Origin of the sequence: Flavobacterium psychroterrae (assembly GCF_018380615.1) — a bacterium.
Taxonomy (GTDB): Bacteria; Bacteroidota; Bacteroidia; order Flavobacteriales; family Flavobacteriaceae; genus Flavobacterium; species Flavobacterium psychroterrae.
In genome coordinates this window covers 85,938-112,255 of record NZ_JAGYVZ010000021.1, presented here as the reverse complement: position 1 = coordinate 112,255, position 26,318 = coordinate 85,938, and the positions used below count along the sequence as shown (strand labels likewise).

Annotated in this window: 15 protein-coding genes; 7 read left to right on the top strand and 8 right to left on the bottom strand. The window is 33.3% G+C overall.

Translation table 11 applies throughout. The features are described from left to right. Positions 1 to 889: 889 nt before the first annotated feature. A complete protein-coding gene (locus tag KHA90_RS19685; RefSeq protein WP_213305247.1) occupies positions 890 to 7,783 on the bottom strand; it encodes a S8 family serine peptidase in 6,894 nt (2,297 codons plus the stop codon). A gap of 305 nt (positions 7,784 to 8,088) precedes the next feature. Further along, the gene (locus KHA90_RS19680; RefSeq protein ID WP_213305244.1) at positions 8,089 to 8,772 is read right to left on the bottom strand and encodes a DUF4294 domain-containing protein; all 684 of its coding nucleotides are present in this window, start codon (positions 8,770 to 8,772) and stop codon (positions 8,089 to 8,091) included. Positions 8,773 to 8,853: 81 nt separating this feature from the next. Between KHA90_RS19680 and KHA90_RS19675 the strand changes: the two genes are divergently transcribed. From KHA90_RS19675 to KHA90_RS19650, 6 genes are all read left to right on the top strand, one after another. Continuing rightward, positions 8,854 to 9,942, top strand: a complete 1,089-nt coding sequence (locus tag KHA90_RS19675) for a M42 family metallopeptidase (RefSeq protein ID WP_213305241.1) — start codon at positions 8,854 to 8,856, stop codon at positions 9,940 to 9,942. A gap of 63 nt (positions 9,943 to 10,005) precedes the next feature. Continuing rightward, the gene (locus KHA90_RS19670; RefSeq protein ID WP_213305238.1) at positions 10,006 to 10,686 is read left to right on the top strand and encodes a response regulator transcription factor; all 681 of its coding nucleotides are present in this window, start codon (positions 10,006 to 10,008) and stop codon (positions 10,684 to 10,686) included. Then, complete coding sequence (locus tag KHA90_RS19665) at positions 10,683 to 12,044, top strand: sensor histidine kinase (RefSeq protein ID WP_213305236.1); 1,362 nt, start codon at positions 10,683 to 10,685, stop codon at positions 12,042 to 12,044. The genes KHA90_RS19670 and KHA90_RS19665 overlap by 4 nt, the downstream gene beginning before the upstream one ends. A gap of 83 nt (positions 12,045 to 12,127) precedes the next feature. Further along, positions 12,128 to 13,372 (top strand): TolC family protein, encoded by a 1,245-nt coding sequence (locus KHA90_RS19660; protein WP_213305233.1) that lies wholly within the window; start codon positions 12,128 to 12,130, stop codon positions 13,370 to 13,372. A gap of 11 nt (positions 13,373 to 13,383) precedes the next feature. Beyond that, complete coding sequence (locus KHA90_RS19655; protein ID WP_213305230.1) at positions 13,384 to 14,469, top strand: efflux RND transporter periplasmic adaptor subunit; 1,086 nt, start codon at positions 13,384 to 13,386, stop codon at positions 14,467 to 14,469. 3 nt (positions 14,470 to 14,472) lie between these two features. Next, on the top strand, positions 14,473 to 17,571 hold the full coding sequence (locus KHA90_RS19650) for an efflux RND transporter permease subunit (RefSeq protein WP_213305227.1): 3,099 nt from the start codon (positions 14,473 to 14,475) through the stop codon (positions 17,569 to 17,571). Positions 17,572 to 18,044: 473 nt separating this feature from the next. On the opposite strand, the gene KHA90_RS19645 is transcribed toward KHA90_RS19650, so the two are convergent. Then, on the bottom strand, positions 18,045 to 18,422 hold the full coding sequence (locus tag KHA90_RS19645; protein ID WP_213305224.1) for an ankyrin repeat domain-containing protein: 378 nt from the start codon (positions 18,420 to 18,422) through the stop codon (positions 18,045 to 18,047). 360 nt (positions 18,423 to 18,782) lie between these two features. Here KHA90_RS19645 and KHA90_RS19640 point away from each other — a divergent pair, with 360 nt between their 5' ends. Continuing rightward, the gene (locus KHA90_RS19640) at positions 18,783 to 19,322 is read left to right on the top strand and encodes an SRPBCC family protein (RefSeq protein WP_213305220.1); all 540 of its coding nucleotides are present in this window, start codon (positions 18,783 to 18,785) and stop codon (positions 19,320 to 19,322) included. Between the two features lie 154 nt (positions 19,323 to 19,476). Here the strand turns inward: KHA90_RS19640 and KHA90_RS19635 are convergent, their stop codons facing one another. The 5 genes from KHA90_RS19635 to KHA90_RS19615 form a co-directional block, all read right to left on the bottom strand. Further along, positions 19,477 to 20,433 carry a phosphoribosylaminoimidazolesuccinocarboxamide synthase gene (locus KHA90_RS19635; protein ID WP_213305217.1) on the bottom strand — a complete coding sequence of 319 codons (957 nt, stop codon included), beginning with the start codon at positions 20,431 to 20,433 and terminating at the stop codon, positions 19,477 to 19,479. 263 nt (positions 20,434 to 20,696) lie between these two features. Next, on the bottom strand, positions 20,697 to 23,045 hold the full coding sequence (locus KHA90_RS19630) for a S9 family peptidase (protein ID WP_213305214.1): 2,349 nt from the start codon (positions 23,043 to 23,045) through the stop codon (positions 20,697 to 20,699). 191 nt (positions 23,046 to 23,236) lie between these two features. Continuing rightward, a complete protein-coding gene (locus KHA90_RS19625) occupies positions 23,237 to 24,070 on the bottom strand; it encodes a Cof-type HAD-IIB family hydrolase (RefSeq protein WP_213305211.1) in 834 nt (277 codons plus the stop codon). Positions 24,071 to 24,209: 139 nt separating this feature from the next. Further along, on the bottom strand, positions 24,210 to 24,518 hold the full coding sequence (locus KHA90_RS19620) for a DUF1801 domain-containing protein (RefSeq protein ID WP_244860454.1): 309 nt from the start codon (positions 24,516 to 24,518) through the stop codon (positions 24,210 to 24,212). 558 nt (positions 24,519 to 25,076) lie between these two features. Continuing rightward, the gene (locus KHA90_RS19615) at positions 25,077 to 26,027 is read right to left on the bottom strand and encodes a PhoH family protein (protein WP_213305206.1); all 951 of its coding nucleotides are present in this window, start codon (positions 26,025 to 26,027) and stop codon (positions 25,077 to 25,079) included. Positions 26,028 to 26,318: the final 291 nt, after the last annotated feature.

Here is a 26,318-nt window from a genome sequence, read left to right as displayed (position 1 = left end):
TTCTTTTCCTTTCTTCTCGTATCCTAACCAATCTATCAATGAACTTCCCTGTTTTGCGGGGTGCAAAGGTAACATCTTCTTTCAAATCTCACAAGCTTTTTTAAATCTTTTTTAGAAAATAAATTTTCATTTTGATTAGTAAGGCTTGTCAGTATTTAAAGAACGTCTGCCCTTGTTGCGGGTGCAAAAGTAACCCCTTTATTTACATTTACAAGCCTTTTTATTGTATAATTTCAATGTTTTTTATAACTCGCTGGTTTGAAGTTTTTTATAATGCGAAGTTTTTTTGTCTTTGAAGGATTTTGTTGTGTTTTGCCTGTTTTGGGTAGTTGGGTCACAAAGGCACTAAGGCGCGAAGGTTTGTTTTTTTTGCTTTTCCTGGCTTACCGTGGGTCTTAATAAGACACAAAGCTGGATTTTATTGGATTTTATAGTTTCGCGCAAAGTCGCAAAGGCGCTAAGTTTTACTTTTTGGAGCGTTTTATTTCTCTTTTATACCTGATCTTCTTCTGAAAACTGCTTCCCTAGCCCCGATAGAAGTGGAAATCCTTTTGCTTTTTCCTTTAAAAAGCAAAAGATTGCAACGCATAGCGGGAAATAGCTCCTTATTTAAACTCCAGTTTTAAAAATTCCAAATTCCAAATTCCAAAAAGCTTGTCCCGATAACTCAGAATTGATCCGTTGAATAAAAACCCCTCCTATATATAGGTAGCAAAAATAAACCCGAAAGGTTTTGAAAACCTATCGGGTTGTAGGTGATCGAAAATCATACCTTGTATATAGGAGTTAAAAACTATCCTTATAGTTATTTTGAAAATTTTTGATTTAATAGATATCAAAAAAAAAAAAGCGACTACTTGGTAGTCGCTTTAATAGTTAAGAAAAAATCTTATTTAATAATTAGTTTCTCAATAGATGTGTTTCCATCTTGTTCTACCTTTATTAAATACACTCCTGTTTGTAAGCCAGAAAGATTTAGTTCATTTTTTTCTGTTTGAACTGAAAGTACTTTTTTTCCAGACATGTCAGAAATCAAAATACTTTTTGTGCCAGCTGATGCAGTTTCTATGTACACCTTATCTTGTGTAACAGGATTTGGATACAATACAAAACCATTTATGGCATTTGTAGGCAATCCTAGGGAACATACAGTGCTTGAAACATTTACTATACGACTTACTATAGTTTCATTTAGTAATGCATCTTTCACAGTATAAACTAATGTATATTGACCAGTTGTATTTACATCAACAGTACCTGAAACTACAACAGAAGCTGTTAAGTCTGTATTTAAATTATCTGCTGCTGTATAACCTGGTTCTACAAATGCACAACCTTTATCAATTGTTATTGTTGGATCACCCAAAAGTGTAATAGTTGGTTTAGCAATTTCAATTGTCACAGTCCAGTTCTCTACAGTTCCGTTTTGGGCAGTTACATTATAAACTACAGGTGCTGTATAATTTAGAGTTGTTACTCCGCTATTTTGAATATAAGTACCAATACGTAATGTAGCGAAATCTGAAAGCTGAACCGTAGGAACTAATACGCTCAAATTAGCATTATTATTTACCAAAACTTTTATGGTTTTTAATGCTGGATCTATAACGCTTGATCCTACTTGATTTGGAACTGAATAGCTGATAATACTTGCTTCTGAATTTTTAGCATTAATAGTGACAGTGTAATTTGTTTGCGAAAGTTTATTTTCTGAAACTACAGTTACCAAGAAACTATTCGTATAATCTGAAGCAGCTACTTTTGAATTTAACTGTTTTACTCCATCGATGTATAGTTCTGCTCCTGGAGAAACTGCGAAATCCGCTACTAAATTTGATACATTGTAACCAAATGGTACTGTTTTGGTAGCATTATTTCCAACAATATCAGTATTAATTTCTTGCAGCAATCCTGGATTAGAAGCTGTTTTGAAGTCATAAGCAAGTAATTTGCTTTCATTACTTAATCCTGTAATTACTTTAATCGTATATGTTTCAGTGATTCCGGTATTGAAACCAACACCTTCTACTGTTAAAGTAACCGGATTTGTAAAATCGTTTGTTGTAACTCCGTTAACCTGAGTAGTTCCGTTTATTTTTGCAATACTTTTCATTCCTAATGAATAATTAGCAATTGCAGCAGTAATATCGGCTCCATCATTTAATAAAATTGAAAATGTTTTAGTCGGAATATCATAAGAAGATGAAAGTTGATTTACAAATTCTAATTTTTGTAACAACACCGGTACATTCCAAAATTTCCCTTCTCCTAAACCATTAGTATCAGCATTTGTAACAACAGCTGTATTATCGCTAATCGTGCTGTCAAAAACAAATTGCTTGTCCCCTTCTGAAAAAGAGTAATAAGCTAATAATCCAGGCTCGTTTCCAACATATTTTGTCATTGCATTAGCCTCAATTGTAGCCTGATCACGGACACCTGACCAAATACGAATTTCGTCTATATTACCATTTAAACCACGTGCTAAACCTGCATTATTACCTATATATGCAGCAGCTGTTGCATTTGAAGAGGCAGCATTTGCAGTACCTGTACTTGTAAAAGGAACAGCAACCCCATCAATATAAACTGTGTAAACATTTGCAGCACTTACTGTGTAAGCAATATGATGCCACGTATTTTGCTTAATCGAATTAACTGCTGTATTAATTACATATGAACCTGTAGGAGTTGTAATTGAAACTACCAAACTGTTCTCTTTATAAATAGATAAACTGCTATTATTATGTATAAATGCTAATACTGTACTTTTATCTAAAAGTCTTCCAAATACAGTTGTCGCTTTTTGATTCACCCAAGTTTCAAATGTATAATTGCTCGTAAGATTTAAAGCTGGAGTAACATCTGTTTTAATAAAATCGTTCACCCCATCAAAAGTTCCTGTAACATTTGTTACATAATTTGCAGCATGTGAAAGTGTTACTGATTTAGCATCGTTTGTAACATCTGTATCTCCCACTAATTGTGTATAGACATCAATTGTGTAATCTCCGGGAGTTCCTAAATCAGCTTTCGCAGTAAATGTAAAATTAGCTGTTGCTCCTGCAGCGATTGAACCTGTAAAGTTTTGTATTACTTCTGTACCTCCGTTAATTTTATATACTACAGGGAAATTAGTAATTGCCGTAGTTGAATAATTACGAATCAAAGCGGTCACGGTGACTGGCGCATTACCTGGCTTAATTGGTGCTACTATTCTTTCTACACTTGCATCAGCAGCTGTAAATGGTAATACATTAATTGTGTATTCTTCTACTTCAAAATCACTTCTTGAACTTGTTAGTCCGTCAAAAGTGGGTCCTAAATTAACATTATAATATTCTGATGGCGAACGGAACATGTGTATTACACGCATTAATTTTTCACCTCCAACTGTTCCTGCCGGAATTGTTAATCCTCCTACTAAGGTAAAATTATTTCTAAAATAATGTGTATTTGTTGTTGACGGGATTGCAGGTGATGCAGAAGTTGGCGTAGTATTTACCCAAAAAGTTCCTGCATAAAATTCATCTGTCAAATTACCATCTCCGTTTAAATCAATAACAATCATAGTAAACACTCCTACTGCAGATGCTGACTGATCTCTTGTAATTGGTGTTTCCGGTTTTGTAATCGTTACTTCCGGCTGATAAGTAAATCCTGCATAAACTGGAATTTTGATTGCTTTAAAATCAGAATATGCAGTAGTGCCAGAACTATTTACAACATCATTCCATTTTAACTTAGCAATTGCGTATCCGTTTGTATTAGTATGAACTGGCAATTCATTTTTGTTATAAACAATTTTTTCACGTGTATCATTAGTTGCATTATCATCGGCAATATCAACTCCACTTTTGATTGTGTAAGTTGCATCAACAATTGATAAATCTGCTTTTGTAGTAAAAGTAAAACTTACAGTTGCATAAGCTGCAATAGTAGGAACAACATCAGTAACTTTTGGTCCGCCATTTACCTGATAAAATACAGGATAATTTGTTAAAACATTTGGTCCTAAATTAGTTACTCTGATAGTAATATCCTGTGCATTTGTTTTTTTACCAAGAACTTCCGGAGTAACTATAGAAGCTATCGTCACATCATTAACTACTGGTTTTGCAACACAAGTAATATCTGCAATCCAACCTCTTGCGTTCTCAATCTCATCGGAAACAAATCTGAATGTTAATTCTCCTCCAACAGCCGTAGATGTCAATGATGGTGGTAAATCGCCCGCAGTAAAAGCACCTAATAATGTAGCAGCAGTTGTTGGACCGTTATAAATATATAAAAAATCATAATTTGGTTCTAAATCGAAGTCAGTAAAATTCACATTAATACTGCTTCCAACTGTTTGAGGCTTAAATGTAATTATTTGTGTAAGTTGATCACCATAATTTCCATAACGAGTTCCTCCATCTGTAAATGTTGCTGAACAAGTAGTTACACTAGCTACTGTTCCTATTACAACATCAGTTCCTACATTTGTAACTTCTTCTTCAATAGTATTATTAGCGATTACAGCATCACCTGTATAATTAACATTTGCTATTACGGTATATAAACCCGGAGTTGAAAAATCTGCTTTCTGTACGAAATCATATGATACTTCACTCAAAGGATTTACAGGACCAGGAATAGTTTCAACTACTTCTGCTCCACCATTTATTTTATAAGAAACCGGAATATTGCTTATTGCAACCGGAGAGTGATTGTACACTTTTACTTTTACTGTTTCGGCAGCCGTAAGTCCTGTATTAGGAATTAACGATGACAATTCAAGATCTGTAGCTGTAGCTTCAAAAAGTGAAATATTATCTATAAATACTGAGCTATAAACGTTCTCATTACTTACCACAATAACATCATTATCCATAACCGACTCAAAAGCGATGCTAAATGTAGTTCCGGCATAAGCAGATAAATCATATATTAATTCAGTATTTCCTGCTAAAGCAGTTCCACCGTAAACGCCTACATTTTCATAGCTATTTACTGGAGTTCCGTTTACTACAAGTCTGAAAAAGTTTTTGTTTACCGGTCCAACACTATTCCATATCAAATTAAATTTTAAACGAAGTGCTTTTCCAGCAAGTGTTGAAGCATCAATATCACAAAAAGATACTTTTTTAATAAAATTAGGATTATTTGTAAAAGCATTTGCTGATGTGCTGGCAACCCACGGAGATGCAGACACGTCACCTGATCCGGCCATTTTTGCTCCATCTAAGAAATTAGCATCAATATATTCGTATTTTACAGTTCCTGTTGTTCCTTTTGAAAAAACGTAATTAGTCGCTTTTCTTGAATTAAAATTTTCAACAAAAGGCAAAGTTACTGTATTGATTACAGGTGCAGAAACTGGCTCTACATTTACAGCCCTAACTCTTTCAGACACAATTCCTGTTGCAATATCTACAGTTCGTACTGAAAACCAGTTATCAGTTCCAGAAGTAAGATTTGTAAAAGTATAAGTAGGATCAGTAACAGTTGCTACAACATCAAACTTGTATCCGTTCATTTTTAAAACTTCATATTTAGCTCCTGCAATTGGATCCCAATCCATTTTATATGATGATGTACCACAAGCAGATGGTGCAATAACTAAATTTTTAGGTTCTGTTATAATATTAAAAACAGCTGTTGAAGCATCAACTTTTGTTCCCGCAATAACTCTGATTTTTGCATTAGCAACAATTCCCGCAGGAACTTTCCATGCAAAATTTCTTGCTGCTGATGGAATATCTTTCGCTATTAATTGATAGTTAATTCCTCCATCAACAGAATATTCAAGAGTGAAGTTTTTAGGTTCTCCTTCATAGTCCCAACGTATATATTCTGTAGTTTCTGTATTGAATTTTTCTCCTCCAATAGGATAAGTCAAAATTAATTCAGGCGCTACATAATCATAAACTACAGAAAATTCCTGAGTTGCAAGAGGCACTCTCGTACCTGTAACAATAATTTTATACGTTCCTGCAGCAGGATTATCTAAAGTTATTTGCTCAATATTGTTCATATTATCAACTCCGCGCGTAGCATTTGCATTTGGTGCAGTTGGATTTAAAACCCATGGTAAAGTTGTTGTACCATCTTTTACGATTTTAATATCTAAATCATTTACCTGAATCGCAGTTGCTCCCGGCGTACCTTGCAAATCTGAATACACTAACATTACTTTTAATGTAACGAGTCCCGCAGGAACTACGATATCTTTTTCGTAAGTGGCTGCGTTAGCTACACTTGCAGTATAAAACAATTTATTATCTAGAGCTTTAACAGCTCTAAGACCATTTAAGTTTCCAAATCCATATTTATAATCAGGACCAGGATTACCAGCATCTTTGGCAGTATTTGTCACCAAAGCTTTCATTAAAGAAGCCAAAGGTTTTGTGCCGTAAATGTTTTTATATCTTTCATAAAGCAAAGCCACAGTTCCCGTAGTTCCAGGTGTTGCCATGGATGTTCCGCTCATTACCTGATAAGAGTTACTGTAATCTAATGAATAAACATCAGTACCAACAGCAGCAATTTGAGGCACTAAACGTCCGTCAATTGTAGGTCCGAAACTACTATAACTACTAATTAAATCATCCGGATTATTAGCAGCTACGTGCAATGCATTTTTGGAATTTTTTGTAGAAGTATTAAAACCTCCAGGATACGCCGTTTGTGCATTTCCGTTAGAATAAATCGTTAAAAGATAAGGATACAAAGTAGTAACATTATCGTCACCACGATCTCCTGTATCATAGCGTCTCGTATTATATCCAGAAGTTAAATTTACTCCATAAGAATTTGATGTAATTTCAATACCATCCTGATTAGCAGAAATAAGTCTTTCCTGCTGAACACTTAAACCATTTGACTGAGTATTAAAATTCCATCCGTACATTTGTACTTCCGGAGCCATTCCTCTTGCTTTTGGATCTAATAAACCAGCTCCGCCAATAGTTCCTGAAACGTGATCTCCGTGTGAAGAATTTGATTCATATTCTTTGTTAATAACACGTCCGGTATGGTCTTTATGCTGTTCAAGATTTCCATCCCAAATACCTACTTTAACTCCTTTTCCGGTTAATCCATATCCAAGACCCGGAATTAAGGATCCTAACACATTCGCTTTATGAGAAGATACTCCCGGTTTGTTATCGCTTTCAACGGGCGCAGGAACTAATTCTATATTCTGAACCCAATTGAGTTTTGCAATTTCTTCAAGTTTCTCTTTAGTAGCCTGTACATAAACTTCATTGAAAGAAGTATCATTTTTACTGCTTTTAACAAATAAAGCGGCTAAATCCTGCGAAATAACTTTATTATCAACCCCTTCAAAATAGCTAATAACAACTTTGATTCCGTTACCACCTTCTGAGGCATAATCCGGAATAGCATTATCAACAATCATTGGATCTAACTTATAATGCGGATCAATTGCAATTGCTGCTCTTATATTATCTGACGCAGTGCTTTTGCTGTAATAGTCAGAAGAAATTGCAGCATAATAAGCATTATTAGCCAAATAACTAAGCAAAGTTATTCCCTGGCTTTTTAATTTTTGCTGCTCATCTACAGATGGAATTTTTGTAAACTGCAACAAAGTGTATTCCGTTTTGGGATTTTGTTTGCTTGTAATTTTTTTATCCTTAAACTGCTGTTTAAAATTAGTTGTGGTTGGAATCCTATTTCCATTAATGGAGATAGTAAAATCAGCATCTGTTCCCTTCTGAGCCCATAAGGGAATGATTAGTAATAACATAAACAAACTAAGTAATTTTATTCTCATAATGTATTATATTTTGGTTAACAAATGGTTGCGAAGAGTAAACCTACAAATTATACTTTTAACTACAAATTTTATCCACAACTAATTTGTTAAATAAAGACAATAAAAACATCTTAGCAAACAATATTATAACAAAAGATCAGTATTCATCGCATATCACAGCAAAAATAAAATTTACTAATTAAGTAGGTAAATTCTTTTAATTCCAAATTATTCGTAATCCAAAAACTGTAGTCCAAAAAAAATCCTACAATTACTTGTAGGGATTTTTTTAGAGTGTAAGCCAAAGGCATATAATAATTACATTATCGATCTGCTTTTACCTCTTTTGCCTTAGATTGCCAATGATTCATAAGCTCATCATAATTTACCGGATTTGCCGGTTTCTGATTCACTAATCGACCGGATTCAAATCCTCTTAAAAGGATTGTTTCAATCAAATAATCTTCATTTGATTCAAAAGGTTTGTATTCGGTTTTTAAGCTAATATCAAATAGATTGGCAGTTGTATTAGATACAAAAGCTTTAAAACCGCTTTTTAAGGTTTTTATGAGTTCATAAGTTGTAATTCCGGTTTGTCGATGCACCAATTTTACCAAAATCTGACCTTGCTTTCGGGATAATTTTTTTAAACGCGCTTCAAATTCATTATTAAGATAATCTTCAACAATCTTAAAATATTTTTTCTTTTCACGATTCGTTTTTAAACGCGCCATTCCGCTATTTAAAGCAGTAAGTCTGTCCGCAGCTAATTTTGCATAAGGATACACTTTATAAACCCGATTTTGCAGAATCAGAAATTGCTTTTGCGACTCTGGATCCAGTTTTTCCTTAGAAATAATAATCTCAGGCAACTCGATAGTATCGTTTAAAATAGAATCCTGTTCCGTCAATATATACCCCATTTGTTGGTTTTCCTTGGGTGTGACCTGAGCGTGACTTGTAAACGAAATCAGTATAAAGAATAAAATACAGTAAGTAAATCTCATTGAATCATAATTTAAGTGTAAAATTATATATTTATATACAACTCTAATACCAAATTTATAAATTAGCAAAAAAATATTTTTATGAGCACAGAATCTATCTTAAAAGATACCTCAATTGCTTTCCTGGAAAGCTACCTCAATAATGCCTCTCCTACCGGATATGAAAGCGAAGGTCAAAAACTCTGGATGAATTATTTAAAACCATACGTTGACACTTTTATTACAGATACATACGGAACAGCTGTGGGAGTTATTAATCCTGATGCTCCATTTAAAGTTGTAATTGAAGGTCATGCCGATGAAATTTCATGGTATGTAAATTATATTACAGATGATGGTTTATTATATGTTATTAGAAACGGTGGTTCTGACCATCAAATTGCACCATCAAAAAGAGTGCATATACATACTAAAAAAGGAATTGTAAAAGGAGTTTTTGGATGGCCCGCAATTCACACACGTTTACGTGATAAAGAAGAATCACCAAAAATCAGCAATATTTTTATTGATTTAGGTTGCGAAACAAAAGAGCAAGTTCTCGAAATGGGCGTTCATGTAGGTTGTGTAATTACATATCCTGATGAATTTATGATCTTAAACGGAAATAAATTTGTTTGTCGTGCCATTGACAACAGAATGGGCGGTTTTATGATTGCCGAAGTTGCGCGTTTATTACAGGAAAATAAAAAAACACTTCCGTTTGGTTTGTATATTGTAAACTCAGTTCAGGAAGAAATTGGTCTTCGCGGAGCCGAAATGATTGCGCAAACCATTAAACCAAATATTGCCATTGTAACTGATGTTTGTCACGATACAACAACGCCAATGATCGATAAAAAAGTAGAAGGCGATCTCAAAATGGGTAAAGGTCCTGTGATTGCTTACGCTCCCGCAGTTCAAAATAAATTGCGTGATTTGATCATTGACACAGCCGAAGAAAATAAAATTCCGTTTCAGCGTCATGCAACTTCACGCGCGACAGGAACAGATACGGATGCGTTTGCTTACAGTAACGGTGGTGTGGCATCGGCATTAATATCTTTGCCTTTGCGTTATATGCATACTACTGTAGAAATGGTTCACAGAGAAGATGTTGAAAACGTAATTAAGCTTATTTATGAATCTTTATTGAAAATTGAAAACAATGAAACGTTTTCTTATTTTAAATAAGATAAATTCTAAAAATGCAAATTCGGTTACAAACAATAACCGAATTTGCTAATAAAAACCAAAATGAAAATACTATTACTCGAAGATGATTTTACTTTATCAAAGGAAATCTCAGCATTTTTTACTTCAAAAGAATTCGAGTGTTTTCCTTATTACGATGGCTCATTATTATTAAAAAAATATTTCCCATACGAATATGATTTAATCATTCTGGACATCAATGTTCCGGGAATAAACGGAATCGATGTTTGCAAAGGTATCAGGAAAATTGATAAAAAAACGCCCATTATAATGTTAACCGCTTTTAGCGAAATCGAAGATAAACTGGCTTCTTTTGATAATGGCGCAGACGATTATCTGGTAAAACCATTTCATTTTCAGGAATTATTTGCCCGAATAACGTCACTTTTAAGACGAAAAGAAATTCCTCAGCAAGTAGAGAAAAAAATTATCATTCAGGATTTAGAAATTCTCGAAGAGGATATGAAAGTATTTCGTTCCGGCGAAGAAATCAAACTTACTCCTAAAGAGTTTAAACTCATTTTAATTTTGGCTCATGCCAAAGGCAAAGTACTTTCAAAACAATTTATCGCCGAAAAACTTTGGGATTATCATATTGAAACCAATCAGAATACAATAGAAGTTTATATTAATTTTCTAAGAAAAAAAATAGATAAAGATCACGAAACAAAACTCATCAGGACTAAAATAGGCTACGGATATTATCTAAGCGATCAGGAATGACATTAAAAAACCGAATATCACTATTAGTAAGTTTATTATTTACAATCCTTTACGGATTGGCTTCTACATTGATATTCATTTTATATTCTAATTTTAGAAAAGACGAATTTCGCGATCGATTAGAAATAAAGGCACTTTCAAACATTAAACTTTTAGTAAATGTAAAAGAAGTTGACAATCAGCTTTTAAAAATGATCGATCAAAACTCGATTAATAAATTGTATGACGAGAAAACATTAGTTTTTGATTCTAAATACAATCTAATTTACAGCAGTATTGATGATGCTAAAATTAAGTGGTCAATTGAAGATCTGAAATATTTAAAAAAGAATAAAACTTTTTTCAAGCAACAAGGAAATTACGAAGTATATGGTGTTTTTTATGATACAAAAGACAGGGATTTTTATGCTTTAATATCAGCAACTGATGATTTCGGACAACGACGATTACTCTTTTTAAGATATACTTTAGTGGCATCTTATATCTTTTTTACTTGTCTTTGCTGGGTTATAACCTCAATAGGGGTCAAAAAGTTAATGAATCCGTTAAATACCTTCCATCAAAAAATAAAAAACATAAACGAAAATAATCTTGATACCCGTGTTGAATCAAAAAGCAATAAAAACGAAATTGATTTGATTGCCAACGAGTTTAATTTTATGATGGACAGGATTGAAATCTCCTATCAAAGGCAAAAAGAATTTACTGCAAACGCTTCTCACGAACTGCGAACTCCTTTATCCAGACTTACTTCGCAAATAGAAAATGTTATTGCTGATAACAAAACAAGCGATGAAAGAAGAAGTTTCCTAACCAACATTTTATCGGATGTAAATCAATTGACCGAATTGATTAATTCCCTTTTGATTTTGTCTAAAATTGATAATAAAAATAATGAGAACAACGAAGTTCATCGTATGGATGAAATTCTGTTTTCGGCAATAGAAAGTTTAAATAAAAGTTTTCCCGAATTTGTAATTTTATTTGAAATCGAAGAAAGTGAAAATTTAGATACCGCATTAGAAATAAAAGGAAACAAAAATTTACTAGAGATTGCAATAAACAATGTTCTAAAAAATGCTTGTGTGTACTCAAACAATAAACAAGCAAAGGTAACGATTAGTGCAAAAGATAATACCTTGATTATCTCAATCTTAAACACTGGTGAGACTTTAGACGAAAATGAACAAAAAAATGTTTTTGAACCCTTTATGCGTGGTCAAAATTCTAAAGGAACTTCAGGCTTTGGGCTTGGTTTACGCATAGTTCAGCGTATTTTAACACTACATAACGCAACTATAACTTACAGTGTTCCAAACATTAACACGAATTTATTTCAGTTATTTTTCAATTTGTAACTTAATTTAAGGTATTTTTAAGGTAGATTTTAAGGCATCTTAAAGTCTTGTGATAGCATATTTGTATAATTAAAAATAATACAATGAGAAAACTATATGCATGCCTACTTGTACTTTTAGGTCCGGTAGTTTTGGCTCAAACCACAATTACCCTTCAAGACTGTGAGAGCCAATTCCTGAAAAACAATCTCTTTTTATTGGCATCGCAATACAACATCGATGCATCAAAAGCACTCACAATTCAGTCAAAAATTTGGGATAACCCCACAATTACAGCAGAATTAAATGCTTATAATCCAGAGAGAAACCAATATTTTGATATTGGAAAACAAGGACAAAAAGCATTTGGTATCGAGCAATTAATTTATTTGGGTGGAAAAAAACGCAACGAAATAAAACTTGCTCAAACCAATGAAAAATTAGCCGAATTACAATTTAATGATTTGCTGAGAACGCTAAAACTACAACTTCGAAAGAGTTTTTACACCGTTTACTACAACTCTAAAAGTCTTGAAACCACAGATAATCAGCTTGTTCATATCGAAGACTTGATCAACTCCTACTCTGCTCAGGTTCAAAAAGGCAATATTCCGTTAAGAGATCTTGTTCGTTTACAATCATTGTATCTTAATTTTAAAAACGAACGTATGGAAGTGGTAAACGATAATATTGAAGAACAAGCCAACTTAAAATTATTATTGAATACTGCCGAAAATGTAGTTCCCGAAGTTACTAAAGAAGATTTTAACAAATACACCAAAACAATTCCGTTTGATCTTAAAGCATTTCAGGACGATGCAATTGCAAATCGCCCGGATTATCTCGTTAAACAAAAAGATATTGAAGCCAATGAAATAAATGTGAAATGGCAAAAATCACTTTCTATTCCTGACATTACTGTTGGAGCCACTTATGATCAGAGAAGCGGAGCCTTTAATAAAGAAGCTAATTTGACACTTGGTATTCCGTTGCCGCTTTGGAACAAAAACAAAGGAAATATTAAATACGCACAAACAATTTTAGAACAGTCAAAAGTTGAAAAACAAAATTTTGACTTGCAATTACAAACTGAAATAACAACCGCATGGAACAAATGGGATGAATCCCGCAAGAACTATGTTGTGATAAAACCTACTGTAAATTCAGACTTTGAAGCCGTGTACAACGGAATCCTTACCAACTTTCAAAAACGAAACATCAGTTTATTAGAATTTACTGATTTTATGGAAAGTTACAATCAGGCTTCGATTCAGGTAAATGAATTAAAGAAAAAAGTAGTGCTTTCAGGCGAAGAATTAAATAGTACCATCAACAAAGACTTATTCTAAAACGAAATAAAATGAAATATAAAATAATTATAGCAATTGCAATTGTGAGCTTAACAATCGCAAGCTGCAAAAAGGAAGTTGAAAATCCTGACACCAATACATCATTTGCCTTAAGCGATTCAATGCTTAAAACAACCACAACTTCACCTGCACAAACACAACCCGTAAAAAATGTATTGAGTTTTTACGGAAAAATTACAGCCGATAACAATAAAATGATCGACGTTTATCCTCTTGTTGGAGGAAATGTAGTAAAGGTAAACGTAGAACTGGGAGATTACGTTCGCAAAGGACAAGTTCTTGCAACTATAAAAAGTACAGACATTGCTGATTTTGAAAAACAATCCATCGATGCAAAAAATGATTTATTAGTAGCAAAAAACCATATGAAAGTTGCTCAGGAATTATTTGACGGCAAATTAAACTCTGAAAGTGATGTACTTCAGGCAAAATCCGAAGTCAATAAAGCACAATCACAATTGAGTAAAGTTCAGGAAACCTATAAAATTTACAACATTAAAGCAGGTTCTATTTATGAAGTTACAGCACCAATAAGTGGTTTTATCATTCAAAAAAGTATAAATCAAGATATGCTTTTAAGAAACGATCGTTCTGAAAATATCTTTGATATTGCAGAAATTAGCGAAGTTTGGGCACTAGCAAACATAAATGAAATTGATATTAATAAAGTAAAACTGGGAATCGATGCTGATGTCACCACATTAAGTTATCCGTATAAAGTTTTTAAAGGAAAAGTCGATAAAATCTTCAATGTAATCGATCCTGAAACAAAAGCCATGCAAGCGCGTATCAAATTGCAGAATCCCGGTTATATGTTAAAACCGGATATGAACGCTAATATTAAACTGTCTTACAGCGAAAATGAGTCTATGATAGCCGTACCTAGTAAAGCAATTGTTTTTGATAAAAGTAAAAATTTTGTAATGGTATTTAAAGATCGTAACAATATAGAAACCAGACAAGTTGAAGTTTACAGGGTTGTTGGAGAAACTACTTATATCTCAAGTGGTTTAAAAGAAAATGAAAAAGTAATTACCAACAATCAGTTATTTATTTATCGCGCTTTAAACGAATAAGACATGAACAAATTCATTAGAAATATTATTGCTTTTTCGCTTAAGAACAAAGCATTTACCTTTTTTTGGGTAGGATTATTGGCGGTTGCCGGCTTTATTTCTTTCAAGAATATGCCAATTGATGCTTTTCCTGATGTAACAAATACGCAGATCATTATCATCACACAATGGAACGGAAAAAGTGCCGAAGAAGTAGAACGTTTTGTGACTTCTCCAATTGAAATCTCCATGAACTCGGTACAAAAAAAGACCAGTGTTCGCAGTATTACCATGTTTGGTTTATCGGTTATTAAAATCATTTTTGATGATGGAGTCGACGATCAGTTTGCACGTTTACAGGTAAATAATTTATTAAAAAATGTTTCTCTTCCTGATGATGTAGAACCTGATGTTCAGCCACCGTATGGTCCAACCGGGGAAATTTTCAGGTACATTGTAAAAAGCGACAGCAGAGATAGTCGAGAATTATTAACCTATCAAAACTGGGTAATTGATAAACAATTGCGTTCAGTTCCGGGTGTTGCTGATTTAAATGTTTTTGGCGGACAAACGAAAACCTATGAAGTTGGAGTTGATCCAATAAAATTAGCCAAATACAATATTACACCTCTTCAGGTTTTTAATGCCGTTAACGGAGGAAATCTAAATGTGGGTGGTGATATTATCGAAAAAAACGGACAAGCTTTTGTAGTTCGCGGAGTTGGACTTTTAAAATCAATTCAGGATATTGAAAATATTATCGTCGACGATGCAAACGGAAACCCAATTCTGGTCAAAAACCTCGCTACAGTTTACGAAAGTGCCATGCCAAGAGTGGGGCAAACCGGACTAGGTAAAAATGATGATGCTGTTGAAGGGATTGTTGTCATGCGTAAAGGAGAAAATCCCCAGGAAACATTAGCTTTAATCAAAGCAAAAATTAAGGATTTAAATGATAATGTGCTTCCAAAAGACATTAAAATTGAAACCTTTTATGATCGTGATAATTTAATGAATTTCACGACAGAAACCGTAATGCACAATTTATTCGAAGGAATTATTCTGGTTACCTGCGTCGTTTTTCTTTTCATGGCAGACTGGAGAACTACTTTTACCGTTTCAATTGTGATTCCTTTATCGCTATTATTCGCCTTTTTGTGTTTGAAAATGATGGGAATGAGCGCCAACTTATTGAGTTTAGGCGCAGTCGATTTTGGAATTATCATTGACGGTGCCGTCGTTATGGTCGAAGGATTATTTGTAGTACTGGATCACAGGGCGCATCAATTAGGAATGGCTGCTTATAATAAAATTGCAAAAGGAAGTCTGATCAAAAAAACCGGAGCAGAAATGGGTAAAGCTATTTTCTTTTCTAAATTAATTATTATTACCGCATTATTACCCATTTTCTCATTCCAGAAAGTCGAAGGAAAAATGTTCTCTCCCCTAGCCTACACATTAGGTTTTGCCTTGATGGGAGCCTTACTTTTTACCTTGACATTAGTTCCGGTTTTGTCACATATTCTTTTAAATAAAAATGTAAAAGAAAAAAATAATCCGTTTGTCAATTTCTGGAATCGCATTGTAAGCAGCGGTTTTGCCTGGACGTTTAAACATAAAGTACAAACGTTAATTGGTTCAACAGCACTTTTAATTGTCGTTTTCTTTTCGGCTACATTTTTAGGAACAGAATTTTTACCTCAGTTAAATGAAGGCGCTTTATGGGTAACTGCCGAATTGCCAATGAGCAGTTCGTTGCCTGAAAGTGTAAAAACCGCTGCAATGATCCGTAAAGATTTAGAAAGTTTTCCTGAAGTGAAAAATGTTTTATCTCAAACCGGAAGAAGCAATGACGGAACTGACCCAAATGGTTTTGGTTTTATCCAGCTTCAGGTAGATTTAAAACCAAAATCAGAATGGACACGAAAAATAAGCATGGATGATTTGATTAATGAAATGGATCAAAAACTAAAAGTGCATCAGGGAATTACTTATAATTATTCGCAACCGGTTATTGATAACGTAGCCGAATCTGTTGCTGGTTTCAAAGCATCAAACGCGGTAAAAATTTACGGAGATGATCTTGATAAATTAGATGAATTATCGAATGAAGTTCTGGCGCAGATAAAAAATATTCCCGGTATAAAAGATGCCGGAATTTTACGAAATGTTGGTCAGCCGGAAATCAGCGTTGTACTTGATCGTGATAAAATGGCAGCTTACGGAGTAACATTAAGTGATGCCCAAGCAGTTTTAGAACTTGCTTTTGGAGGAAAAACTGCTACTCAAAAGTATGAAGACGACAAGAAATTTGATGTCAGAGTTCGTTTTTCACAAGAATACAGAAAAGATGAAAATGATATCGCCGAACTTAAAGTACCAACAATCAGCGGAATCAAAATTCCGTTAAAAGAAATTTCCGATTTAAAAACAATTACGGGTCCTGCTTTTATTTACAGAGATAATACAAAACGTTTTATTGGCGTAAAATTCTCTGTTCGTGATCGTGATTTAGGAAGTACAATTGCCGAAGCTCAGGCGAAAGTGGCTAAAATGAAACTTCCAACAGGATATACCGTAGGATGGACAGGAGAATTTGAAAATCAGGTTCGTGCAAGTGCGCGTTTGGCTCAGGTAGTTCCAATAAGTTTAATCGGGATATTTGTCCTGCTATTTATTTTATTCGGAAACATCAAAGATTCGTTATTGGTTTTAGCCAATGTTCCTTTTGCCATTATCGGCGGAATTATAGCATTACATCTTACCAGAATGAACTTCGGAATTTCAGCAGGTGTTGGATTTATTGCCTTACTCGGAATATGTATCCAAAACGGAGTTATCCTGATATCCGAATTCCATCATAATTTAAAAGCAAAATTCTCGCTCGAAGAATCCATTTTTATGGGCGTAAAAGCCAGAACAAGAGCCGTAGTAATGACAGCACTTATGGCATCAATTGGTTTAATGCCGGCAGCAATTTCCACCGGAATTGGTTCAGAATCGCAAAAGCCTTTAGCAATCGTGATTATTGGAGGTTTAATTACTGCAACTGTCTTAACGCTATTGGTTTTCCCAATTATATTCTGGGTATTCAACCGTAAAAAACACGTTCCTATCGAATAAAGATATTGAAGATTAATTAATTGGTTAAATTAATTTGATTAGGTTTGACGAAAAGCATCATTATTTTAATGGTGCTTTTTTCATTTTGGTTATTATGCATTCTATTTTGTAAGCAACACAATCTTGTCATCCGGATTTCTATGATAGAAACAAATCTTTTTGATAAGAGATTTGCTTTATTTCTCGCAGATTTTGCAGATTGAGCAGATTTTATTTTTATAAAGACTATCACTCGGAGGAACGAGGAATCTCAGCATGTGACTTGCTATAGTTTGCGCCCGCCAATTGCCAAGGAGCTTCTAACGAAGATTCTTCGTTCCGAATGACAAATCCAGCATACTACGTTTTGTAAATAAAGTAGTGATACAGTAACCCGGTATGTCATCCGGGGCTAAAAACCATAAAATAAAAAAACGACCTTCTGCTCAAAGAAGGTCGTTTTTTTATACTAACTTAAAACTATGTTTAAAATGTTATTTTTTTGACAAAATAGCAATAGCTTCTTTAGCGTTTGATAATTGTGCAAATTTCAAAGCAGTAAAACCTTTTTCATTTTTAGCAGATGCATTTGCACCATTTGCCAATAAAACATTCATGATATCTACTTTATTATAACGTGCTGCAATCATTAACGGTGATAAATCTTCAGATATCTCGTTAACATCTGCACCATACTCTATAAGTTTTTTAACGAAATCAAGATCTCCTTTACTAACAGCCACATTTAGTGGTGTAGAAAAACTGTTTACGATTTCCATTTGTGGTTGTACAAATGATGTTTGATTTGAAGCCATTGAAACATTTGCAAATGCTACTAAAGCTACTCCTAAATAAATAATTGAATTTTTCATAATGATTGATTGTTTTAATTGTTGATTTGATTGATGATGATTTTTAAATTCTTTGTAAATGTAATTCTAATAGATGTATTATGCATAACAAAGTACTATGTTTTAACTAATTCTTAACATTCAGTTAATAAATGCCTGTTAAACTTAAAATTTATGTTATCTCATTTAAAGCTTCCATACAATAGACGCTATAAAACCAAAATTGTTACAGTAAAATACAAATTAATAGAAAAAAACATCAAAAAAATTTAAATTTGATAATTCAAAACATTTAGTTCTTTAACTTTACTACACTCAAAACGCCTACTATTAGTACCTTATACAACTAAAAAACATTCAATAACCTTAAAACAAAAAACTATGGGAATCATTAAAAAAATACTCGTTGTTCTAATTTTAATTATTGCTCTTCTACTTACAGTCGCTTTTTTTATGCCAAAAAAATACGCTGTCGAAAGAGAAATTACAATTAATAAATCTGCTTATAGTGTTTTTAATTATGTGAAGTATTTAAAAAATCAAAACGAATTTAGCGTTTGGGCTAACATTGATCCCAAAATGAAATCAACTTATACAGGAACCGACGGAACTGTAGGATCAAAAGCCGCGTGGGAAAGTGATGTAAAAGAAGTTGGCGTTGGAGAACAGGAAATCACAAAAATAACTGAAGGAAAACGTATCGATTTTGCCTTACGCTTCAAAAAACCAATGGAAGATACAGCCGTAGGTTTCATGTCAACAGAAAACATCTCCGGAAATCAAACGAAAGTAAAATGGGGAATCAACGGTATTATACCTTACCCAATGAATATAATGCTGCCTATGATGAAAATGGATAAAATGATTGGAAACGATTTGCAAAAAGGATTGGAGAATTTAAAAAATACAATGGAGGATTAGTTTATTTGAGCTTTTAGTCACTGTTTTAGTCTCAGTCGCAGTGGCAGTTTACAGCAAAATACTAAATAGCTTTCTATGAAATGAAAATGCCTTACTATTCATGATAGTAAGGCATTTTTTATTTGTAATCAGTATTAGTTTTACTACTGGAAAACTATTCTTTCTCTGAAAGATATTCTTTTACATTTTTATCAATACGCTCATCGATATTAGCGATATCAGCTTTTACAAATTTTTCTCCTAAGATATTCTCGTATAATTCAATATATCTTTCAGAAACAGATTCGATATAAGCATCCGTCATTTCCGGAATTTGTTGCCCGTCTTGGCCTTGAAAACCATTTTCGATCAACCAGCGACGCACAAACTCTTTAGACAATTGTTTTTGCTCTTCTCCTTTATCCTGTCTTTCCTGATATCCGTCAGCGTAGAAGTAACGAGAAGAATCCGGTGTGTGAATTTCGTCAATTAAAACAATTACACCTTCTTTAGTTTTTCCGAATTCATATTTAGTATCCACTAAGATTAATCCGCGTTCAGCAGCAATTTCAGTTCCTCTTTGAAATAAATCACGAGTGAATCTTTCTAACACAATATAATCTTCTTCAGTAACAATTCCTTTAGCTAAAATATCTTCACGAGAAATATCCTCGTCATGAGATCCATTATCAGCTTTTGTAGTTGGTGTAATAATTGGTTCAGGAAACTTATCATTTTCCTTTAAACCTTCTGCCATTGTTACACCACATATTTGTCTTCTTCCGGCAGCATATTCACGAGCCGCATGTCCTGACAAATAACCACGAATCACCATTTCTACCTTAAAAGGATCACATAAATGACCTACGGCAACGTTTGGGTCAGGAGTAGCAATCAACCAGTTTGGCACAATATCTTCTGTTAATTCCATGAATCTTGTTGCAATCTGATTTAAGATTTGCCCTTTGTACGGAATACCTTTTGGTAAAACCACATCAAAAGCCGAAAGTCTGTCTGTTGCTACCATTACCAAAAGTTCGTCGTTTATGTTGTAAACTTCTCTAACTTTTCCGCGGTAAACTGATTTCTGATCTGGAAAATTAAAATTTGTAGTTGTGATTGTATTGCTCATTATTGCTTGTTGTGTTGTTTTCTATAAATGCAAATTTAAAACTAATTAAAAGAGCAAGCAAGAAAGTATTTAGTTTTCAGTCTCAGTATTCAGTCTCAGTTTACAGTGTCGGTATTCAGTCTGAAGTCGCGGTTTTAGTTTGAAGTCAAATCTTTGCGAAAGCTTTGTCAAACTTTAAAACTTTGACAAAGCTTCACGGTTTACTCAAAAGTGCAAACTGAAACTGAAAACTGACACTGCGACTGAAAACTGAAACAGAATACTTATTTTTTCAACAAAGTCGAATTAAACAAATTCAAAATTCTGCTGTATTCATCAATCCATGAATAAGTTTCTTTAAATCCATGTGATTCAACAGGGAAAGAAGCCAGACTCCAATTCTTTTTCTGTAATTCTATGAAACGTTGTGATAAACGCACAATGTCTTTATACTCTACATTATCATCCACCATTCCGTGTAACATTACAAGGTTTCCTTTTAAATTATCTGCATAATAAATAGGAGAACTTTTTTTGTAAGCTTCAGGATCTGTTTCTGGGAAATTCAGGATATTTCCTGTATATCCATGATTGTAATGTGCCCAATCCGTAACAGAACGTAAAGCAGCACCCGAAGCAAATTCACCAGGCGTTGTCAACATTCCCATTAAAGTAATAAATCCACCGTAAGAACCACCGTAGATCCCTACTCTATTCGCGTCAATTCCGTATTTCTCAACCAAAACTTTCTTTCCGTCAAGATGATCAGATAAATCTTTTCCACCCATAAAGCGGTAAATTCCAGTTCTAAAATCACGTCCGTAACCATCACTTCCTCTATAATCAATGTCCAAAACTGTATAACCTAAATCAGTTAACAAATTATGAAACATATATTCTCTATGATAAGTGCTCCAGTAATTGTGCGCATTTTGCAAATATCCGGCACCGTGAACAAAAATTACAGCCGCTTTATTTGCGTTTTCTGCATTTGGCGTATACAATCTTGCGTTTACAGGAGTTCCGTCTTGCGCTTTAAACGTAATAACTTCAGGTTCTCTCCATTTGTAGCTTTTAAAACTTTCAGATGTTGAAGAAGAAATTTGCTGTAAAGTCGTATTCTTTTTATTGTCTGCAATATAAAAATCCCAAGGAATATTTTTATACGAATAACGAACTAGAAGTGATTTTTCATCTGGAGAAACCACAACTTCATGTGCCCCATCTTTAATTAAAATTGGCTCTAAAGCTCCACCAGCAGCAGCAAGTTTATAGAAGTTTCTATTTCCCGGATGTGTCGTATTTGTTGTTAAATAAAATGCTTTTTTATCCTTAGATAAAGTAACATCACGAACTTCCCAATTTCCGTTTGTCAATTGCGTTTTCGTCCCTGATTTTAAATTATAAGTATATAAATGCGAATATCCTGTAGCTTCAGACTGAAAATAAATTGTTTCATTATCTGTTAAAAATCCAAGAGTTCCAGAATCAAAAGAATACGACGGAATTCCGGGACCTGCAATCCACGCATCATCATGCTGATGTTCGATTTCTTTAAAAGTTCCGTTTTCAGGATTTAAACTTACTAACCATCTTTCTTTATTGTCCTGACTTCTGATTTCAACAATACCAAAAGTTCCATCTTCATTATAAACCGGAGGCTGCGCCATGATTAGTTTATCTTCCTTAGCTTTACTTTTTAGATTATCATAATTTTCATAATACTTTGGAGCATCCTGAATATGACTTAAAGTCGAAAAATTAACAAAGTAAACGGTATCTTTTGCAACAGAATAAATTCCGAATTTTGTTTTTACCAAATTTGATGTAGAAACTTTATTTTTAGTTTCCGGAGTTTGATTATAACCATCATCCGTTATAAAAACCTCCATTTTTTCTTTTTTACTATCCGATTCTTCTACTAAACTAAATGTGGCAAAATTTCCGTTCGGGTTTGCTTTTAGATTAAATAAATTGTCTTTTCCATAAAAATATTCTTTTGCAAAATCAGACTTAACTGCTTTGTTTTTAGCAACATTCCATTGTTTTTTTGCTTCTTTATCTTTGATAAACTGAAACAATTCTTTTTGCTGTGTTTTTAAGAAAGAATCTTTTTCAGTAGTTTTTTCTTTTTTAGTTCCTTTAGAAAAATTAGTTATTTGTAAAACCGTTCCTTCTTTAGCATTGTATTTAAAAAGATTATCATTCTGTTCAAAAAATAATATTCCTGCTGTTGTACCTAATTCAAGATTTGAAACCGGAGCACTTTGCTGAATAATTTTCTTAACTGCTTTTGTGCTGATGGTATAGGAATATAAACCTCCTTTATCTGTGTAATAAGCTACATCAGAATTGGATTTTCTTTTAAAATCAAGTTTGGAAAAAACAGCTTCTTTTGGTTCAACCAAAACAGGTTTTACCGCCCCTTTTTGCCAGGAATATGTATTTGCTCCTAAATCGTCAGTTGGATTCCATTCAAAATAAACTTTTTTGCCATCTAAGGACCAGCGTCCGTTTGTGGGTTGATTTCCAATAAAAGATTCGCCTTTCATTATTTCTTCTAATTTCAAAGTCTGGCTTTTGCCCGATATTGAAAAAATTAAAAAGGCAAGGATAAAAATGTTTTTTGTCATGGTAGTAGTTTTTGAAAAAACAAAAATACACTTTGAAAATTATTAAAAAAATGTTTTTGTCATTAGGTTACGAAATTCTTTGCGTATTATTCATTTAACAAAAAAAATCCCTGAAGAATTATCTTCAGGGATCAGATTTTTATCAAAAACTCTAAAATCCGGATTTCAGACTTTCAAAAATATTTTTAAATTTAACTTGCTGCGAATTCCTTATTTAAAATTTCAGAAGCAATATATTTTGCAACACCATCTTCGGCATTTGTTTTAATTACTTCTAAATTTGGTAAAGTCTCCTTTAATAAAGCCGGAGCATTTCCCATAATTAACCCTTTTCCTGACGCAGATAACATTTGAACATCATTAAAACCATCTCCAAAAGAAACTGCCTGATCCAGAGTATAACCTAATTTTTCAAGTACCATCTCGATTGCAACTGCTTTATCAATAGACTTATCCATAAATTCCAAACACGTTGGCAAACTAAAAGCATGATGCAAATACTCTGAAGAATTGGCTAAAATATCATCTTTTAATTTTACTAATTTTTCATGATTGTCGCATGAAAAGAATATTTTGATAGCTCCAAAATCTTCCAGCGTTTTATAATCAACCAATTCTGGATGATATTCTAATTTGGCTTGAAAAGCATTTAGTTTTTCGCTTAATTTATTGGTTTGCCAAACATTTTCCTTGAATAAAACAACTGTAATTTCCGGATCTATTTCAACATTTAATGCCGCTTTTACAACGTCACTATTTAAGTTGAAAGCAAAAAGTTCTTCTTTTTCAGGTGAATGAATTCTCGCTCCGTTTGAACTTACAAGATAAACCGGCACTTCAAGCGTTTCTATAATTGCCATAGCATCAAGATGATGACGGCCTGTAGCAACGAGAATAAGATAATCCTGATTGTGAAGTTCCTGAAAAATTGATTTGGTATAATCTGAGATTCTGTGTTGTGGGTTGAGTAAAGTTCCGTCTAAATCGCTAACGACAACTTTTATATTTTTAAGATTTGAATTCATATTAAAGATCAAGTATTTATGATGTGCAAATTTAAGCCATTCACCTTAAAAGAGCAAAGTTTACAAGCCATAAAAGCCCAAAATAGGACAAGTTTATTATTTATTTAACTATTACCTTAAATAATACTTTTTTACCTAATTAAACTTTAATAATTCCTGATTTATATAAATTTAAAGCTTTCAATAAGACTTTTTCAATTTGTTCCAAAGGCAAATCCATATCAGAATCCATCATCATAATTTTCATTCTCGAACGATCTTCCTGAATCAAAAAAGCTTCATCAAAATGTTTTCCTTCCACAATTCCGATATAAGGCTGTCGGAGCTTTTTATGAATCCATAAATAACAGAACATTTTTCCTTTGTAGCAAAAAAATGGCATTCCGTATTTGAGAACATTTGTAATGTCTTTGTCTTGTTTTAGAATAATTTCTTTTAAAGCAAGCAATGCCCTTTTATAGGTTCTTGTTGGTTTAGGTAGAAATCATCTAATTGTTTCATTTTTTTTAGTATCAAATCAAGAGTTTAACTGTGCCTTTAGGTACTAAATATCGGTAGTTATTAATTCCCAAATTCGTTAGCGTGCCGTAGGTACGCAACATCTATCGTTTTGTTGTGTACCTACGGCACACTAAAATTTATTTCAATTCATATTTTCTACCGATATTTAGTGCCTAACGGCACAAATCATATAATTTCAATCTTTTATACAATCTAAAATCTTCATTCCCGAACGATTTTCCTGAATTAACAAAAGTTATTATAAAAAAATATTCGTTTTACACATCCCTATAAAAGAACATGAATAAAACGAATATTATTTGCTGTGTTTTTTAGCCACAGATTAGAATGATTTTATGATCTGTGTCATTTTACCACAAATTTCACAAAATCTCACAAATTAATTAGCGAAAATTCGTGGAATTCGTGGCGAAAAAAATCTGTGTAAATCATTCTAATCTGTGGCAAAATTCATTTTACATTTTACAAGAACCATTTCACAAAATTAATCATGATTTTCTATTTGTTTATAAGCGTCAATTACCTTTTTAACCAATCTGTGACGCACGATATCTTTATCATCCAGATAAATAATTCCAATTCCGTCAACGTCTTTCAAGACCAAAATTGCTTCTTTAAGACCAGAAATAGTTCTGCGTGGTAAATCGACCTGTCCGGGATCGCCCGTAATCATGAATTTTGCATTTTTCCCCATACGGGTCAAAAACATTTTCATTTGCGAGTGTGTTGTGTTTTGTGCTTCATCAAGAATTACAAAGGCATTATCAAGCGTACGACCACGCATAAATGCCAGTGGCGCAATTTGTATAATTCCTTTTAAAATGTAATCTTCGAGCTTTTCGTTGGGCAACATATCGCGCAAAGCATCGTAAAGAGGCTGCATATAAGGATCCAGTTTTTCTTTCATATCGCCGGGTAAAAAACCAAGATTTTCTCCTGCTTCTACCGCTGGTCGCGTCAATATAATCCTTTTTACTTCTTTGTCTTTAAGTGCTTTTACCGCCATTGCAACACCCGTGTACGTTTTTCCTGTTCCGGCCGGACCAACAGCAAATACCATATCATTTTTCTTGATGGTATCTACCAATAGTTGCTGGTTAGGTGTCATGGCTTTAATTAATTTACCTCCAACACCATGAACTAATATTTTGTCATGATCTAATGATTTTTTTTCATCCTGACCATCACTCATAATTACGCGTTCAATTACATTATCGTCAATATTGTTGTATCGGGTAAAATGAAGCATAAGCCTCTGAAATCTTTTTTCGAATTCATCTAAAACTTCTTTTTCGCCAAATGCTTTCAAAGTGGTACCTCTTGCTACTATTTTAAGCTTTGGGTAATACTTTTTAATTATTTCAAGATGAGTGTCTTGAGCGCCCCAAAAGTCTTTTGGAGCGATGTCTATGAGCTCGATAATTCTTTCGTTCAAATGAGATAGTTTTAAATTAAAATTAAATCAGTTTTATAATCAGTGGTTGTCGGGTATTTTTAGTTTACGGTTTACGGTCTCAGTTTTCAGTCGTAGTATAAATTTACAATTCTAAAACTGAAAACGGAGACTATTTCACCCTTTTTTTATTGAATAAAATCGCTTTTTGTTAAAACACTGAAAACTGAAACTGGAAACCGGGACTACTATATATTTATTGTAAATTGTCTTTGCTTTCTTTCATTTTGCATTTACTATTATTAGCTTTGCATTTCTCAAATTTAATGAAAA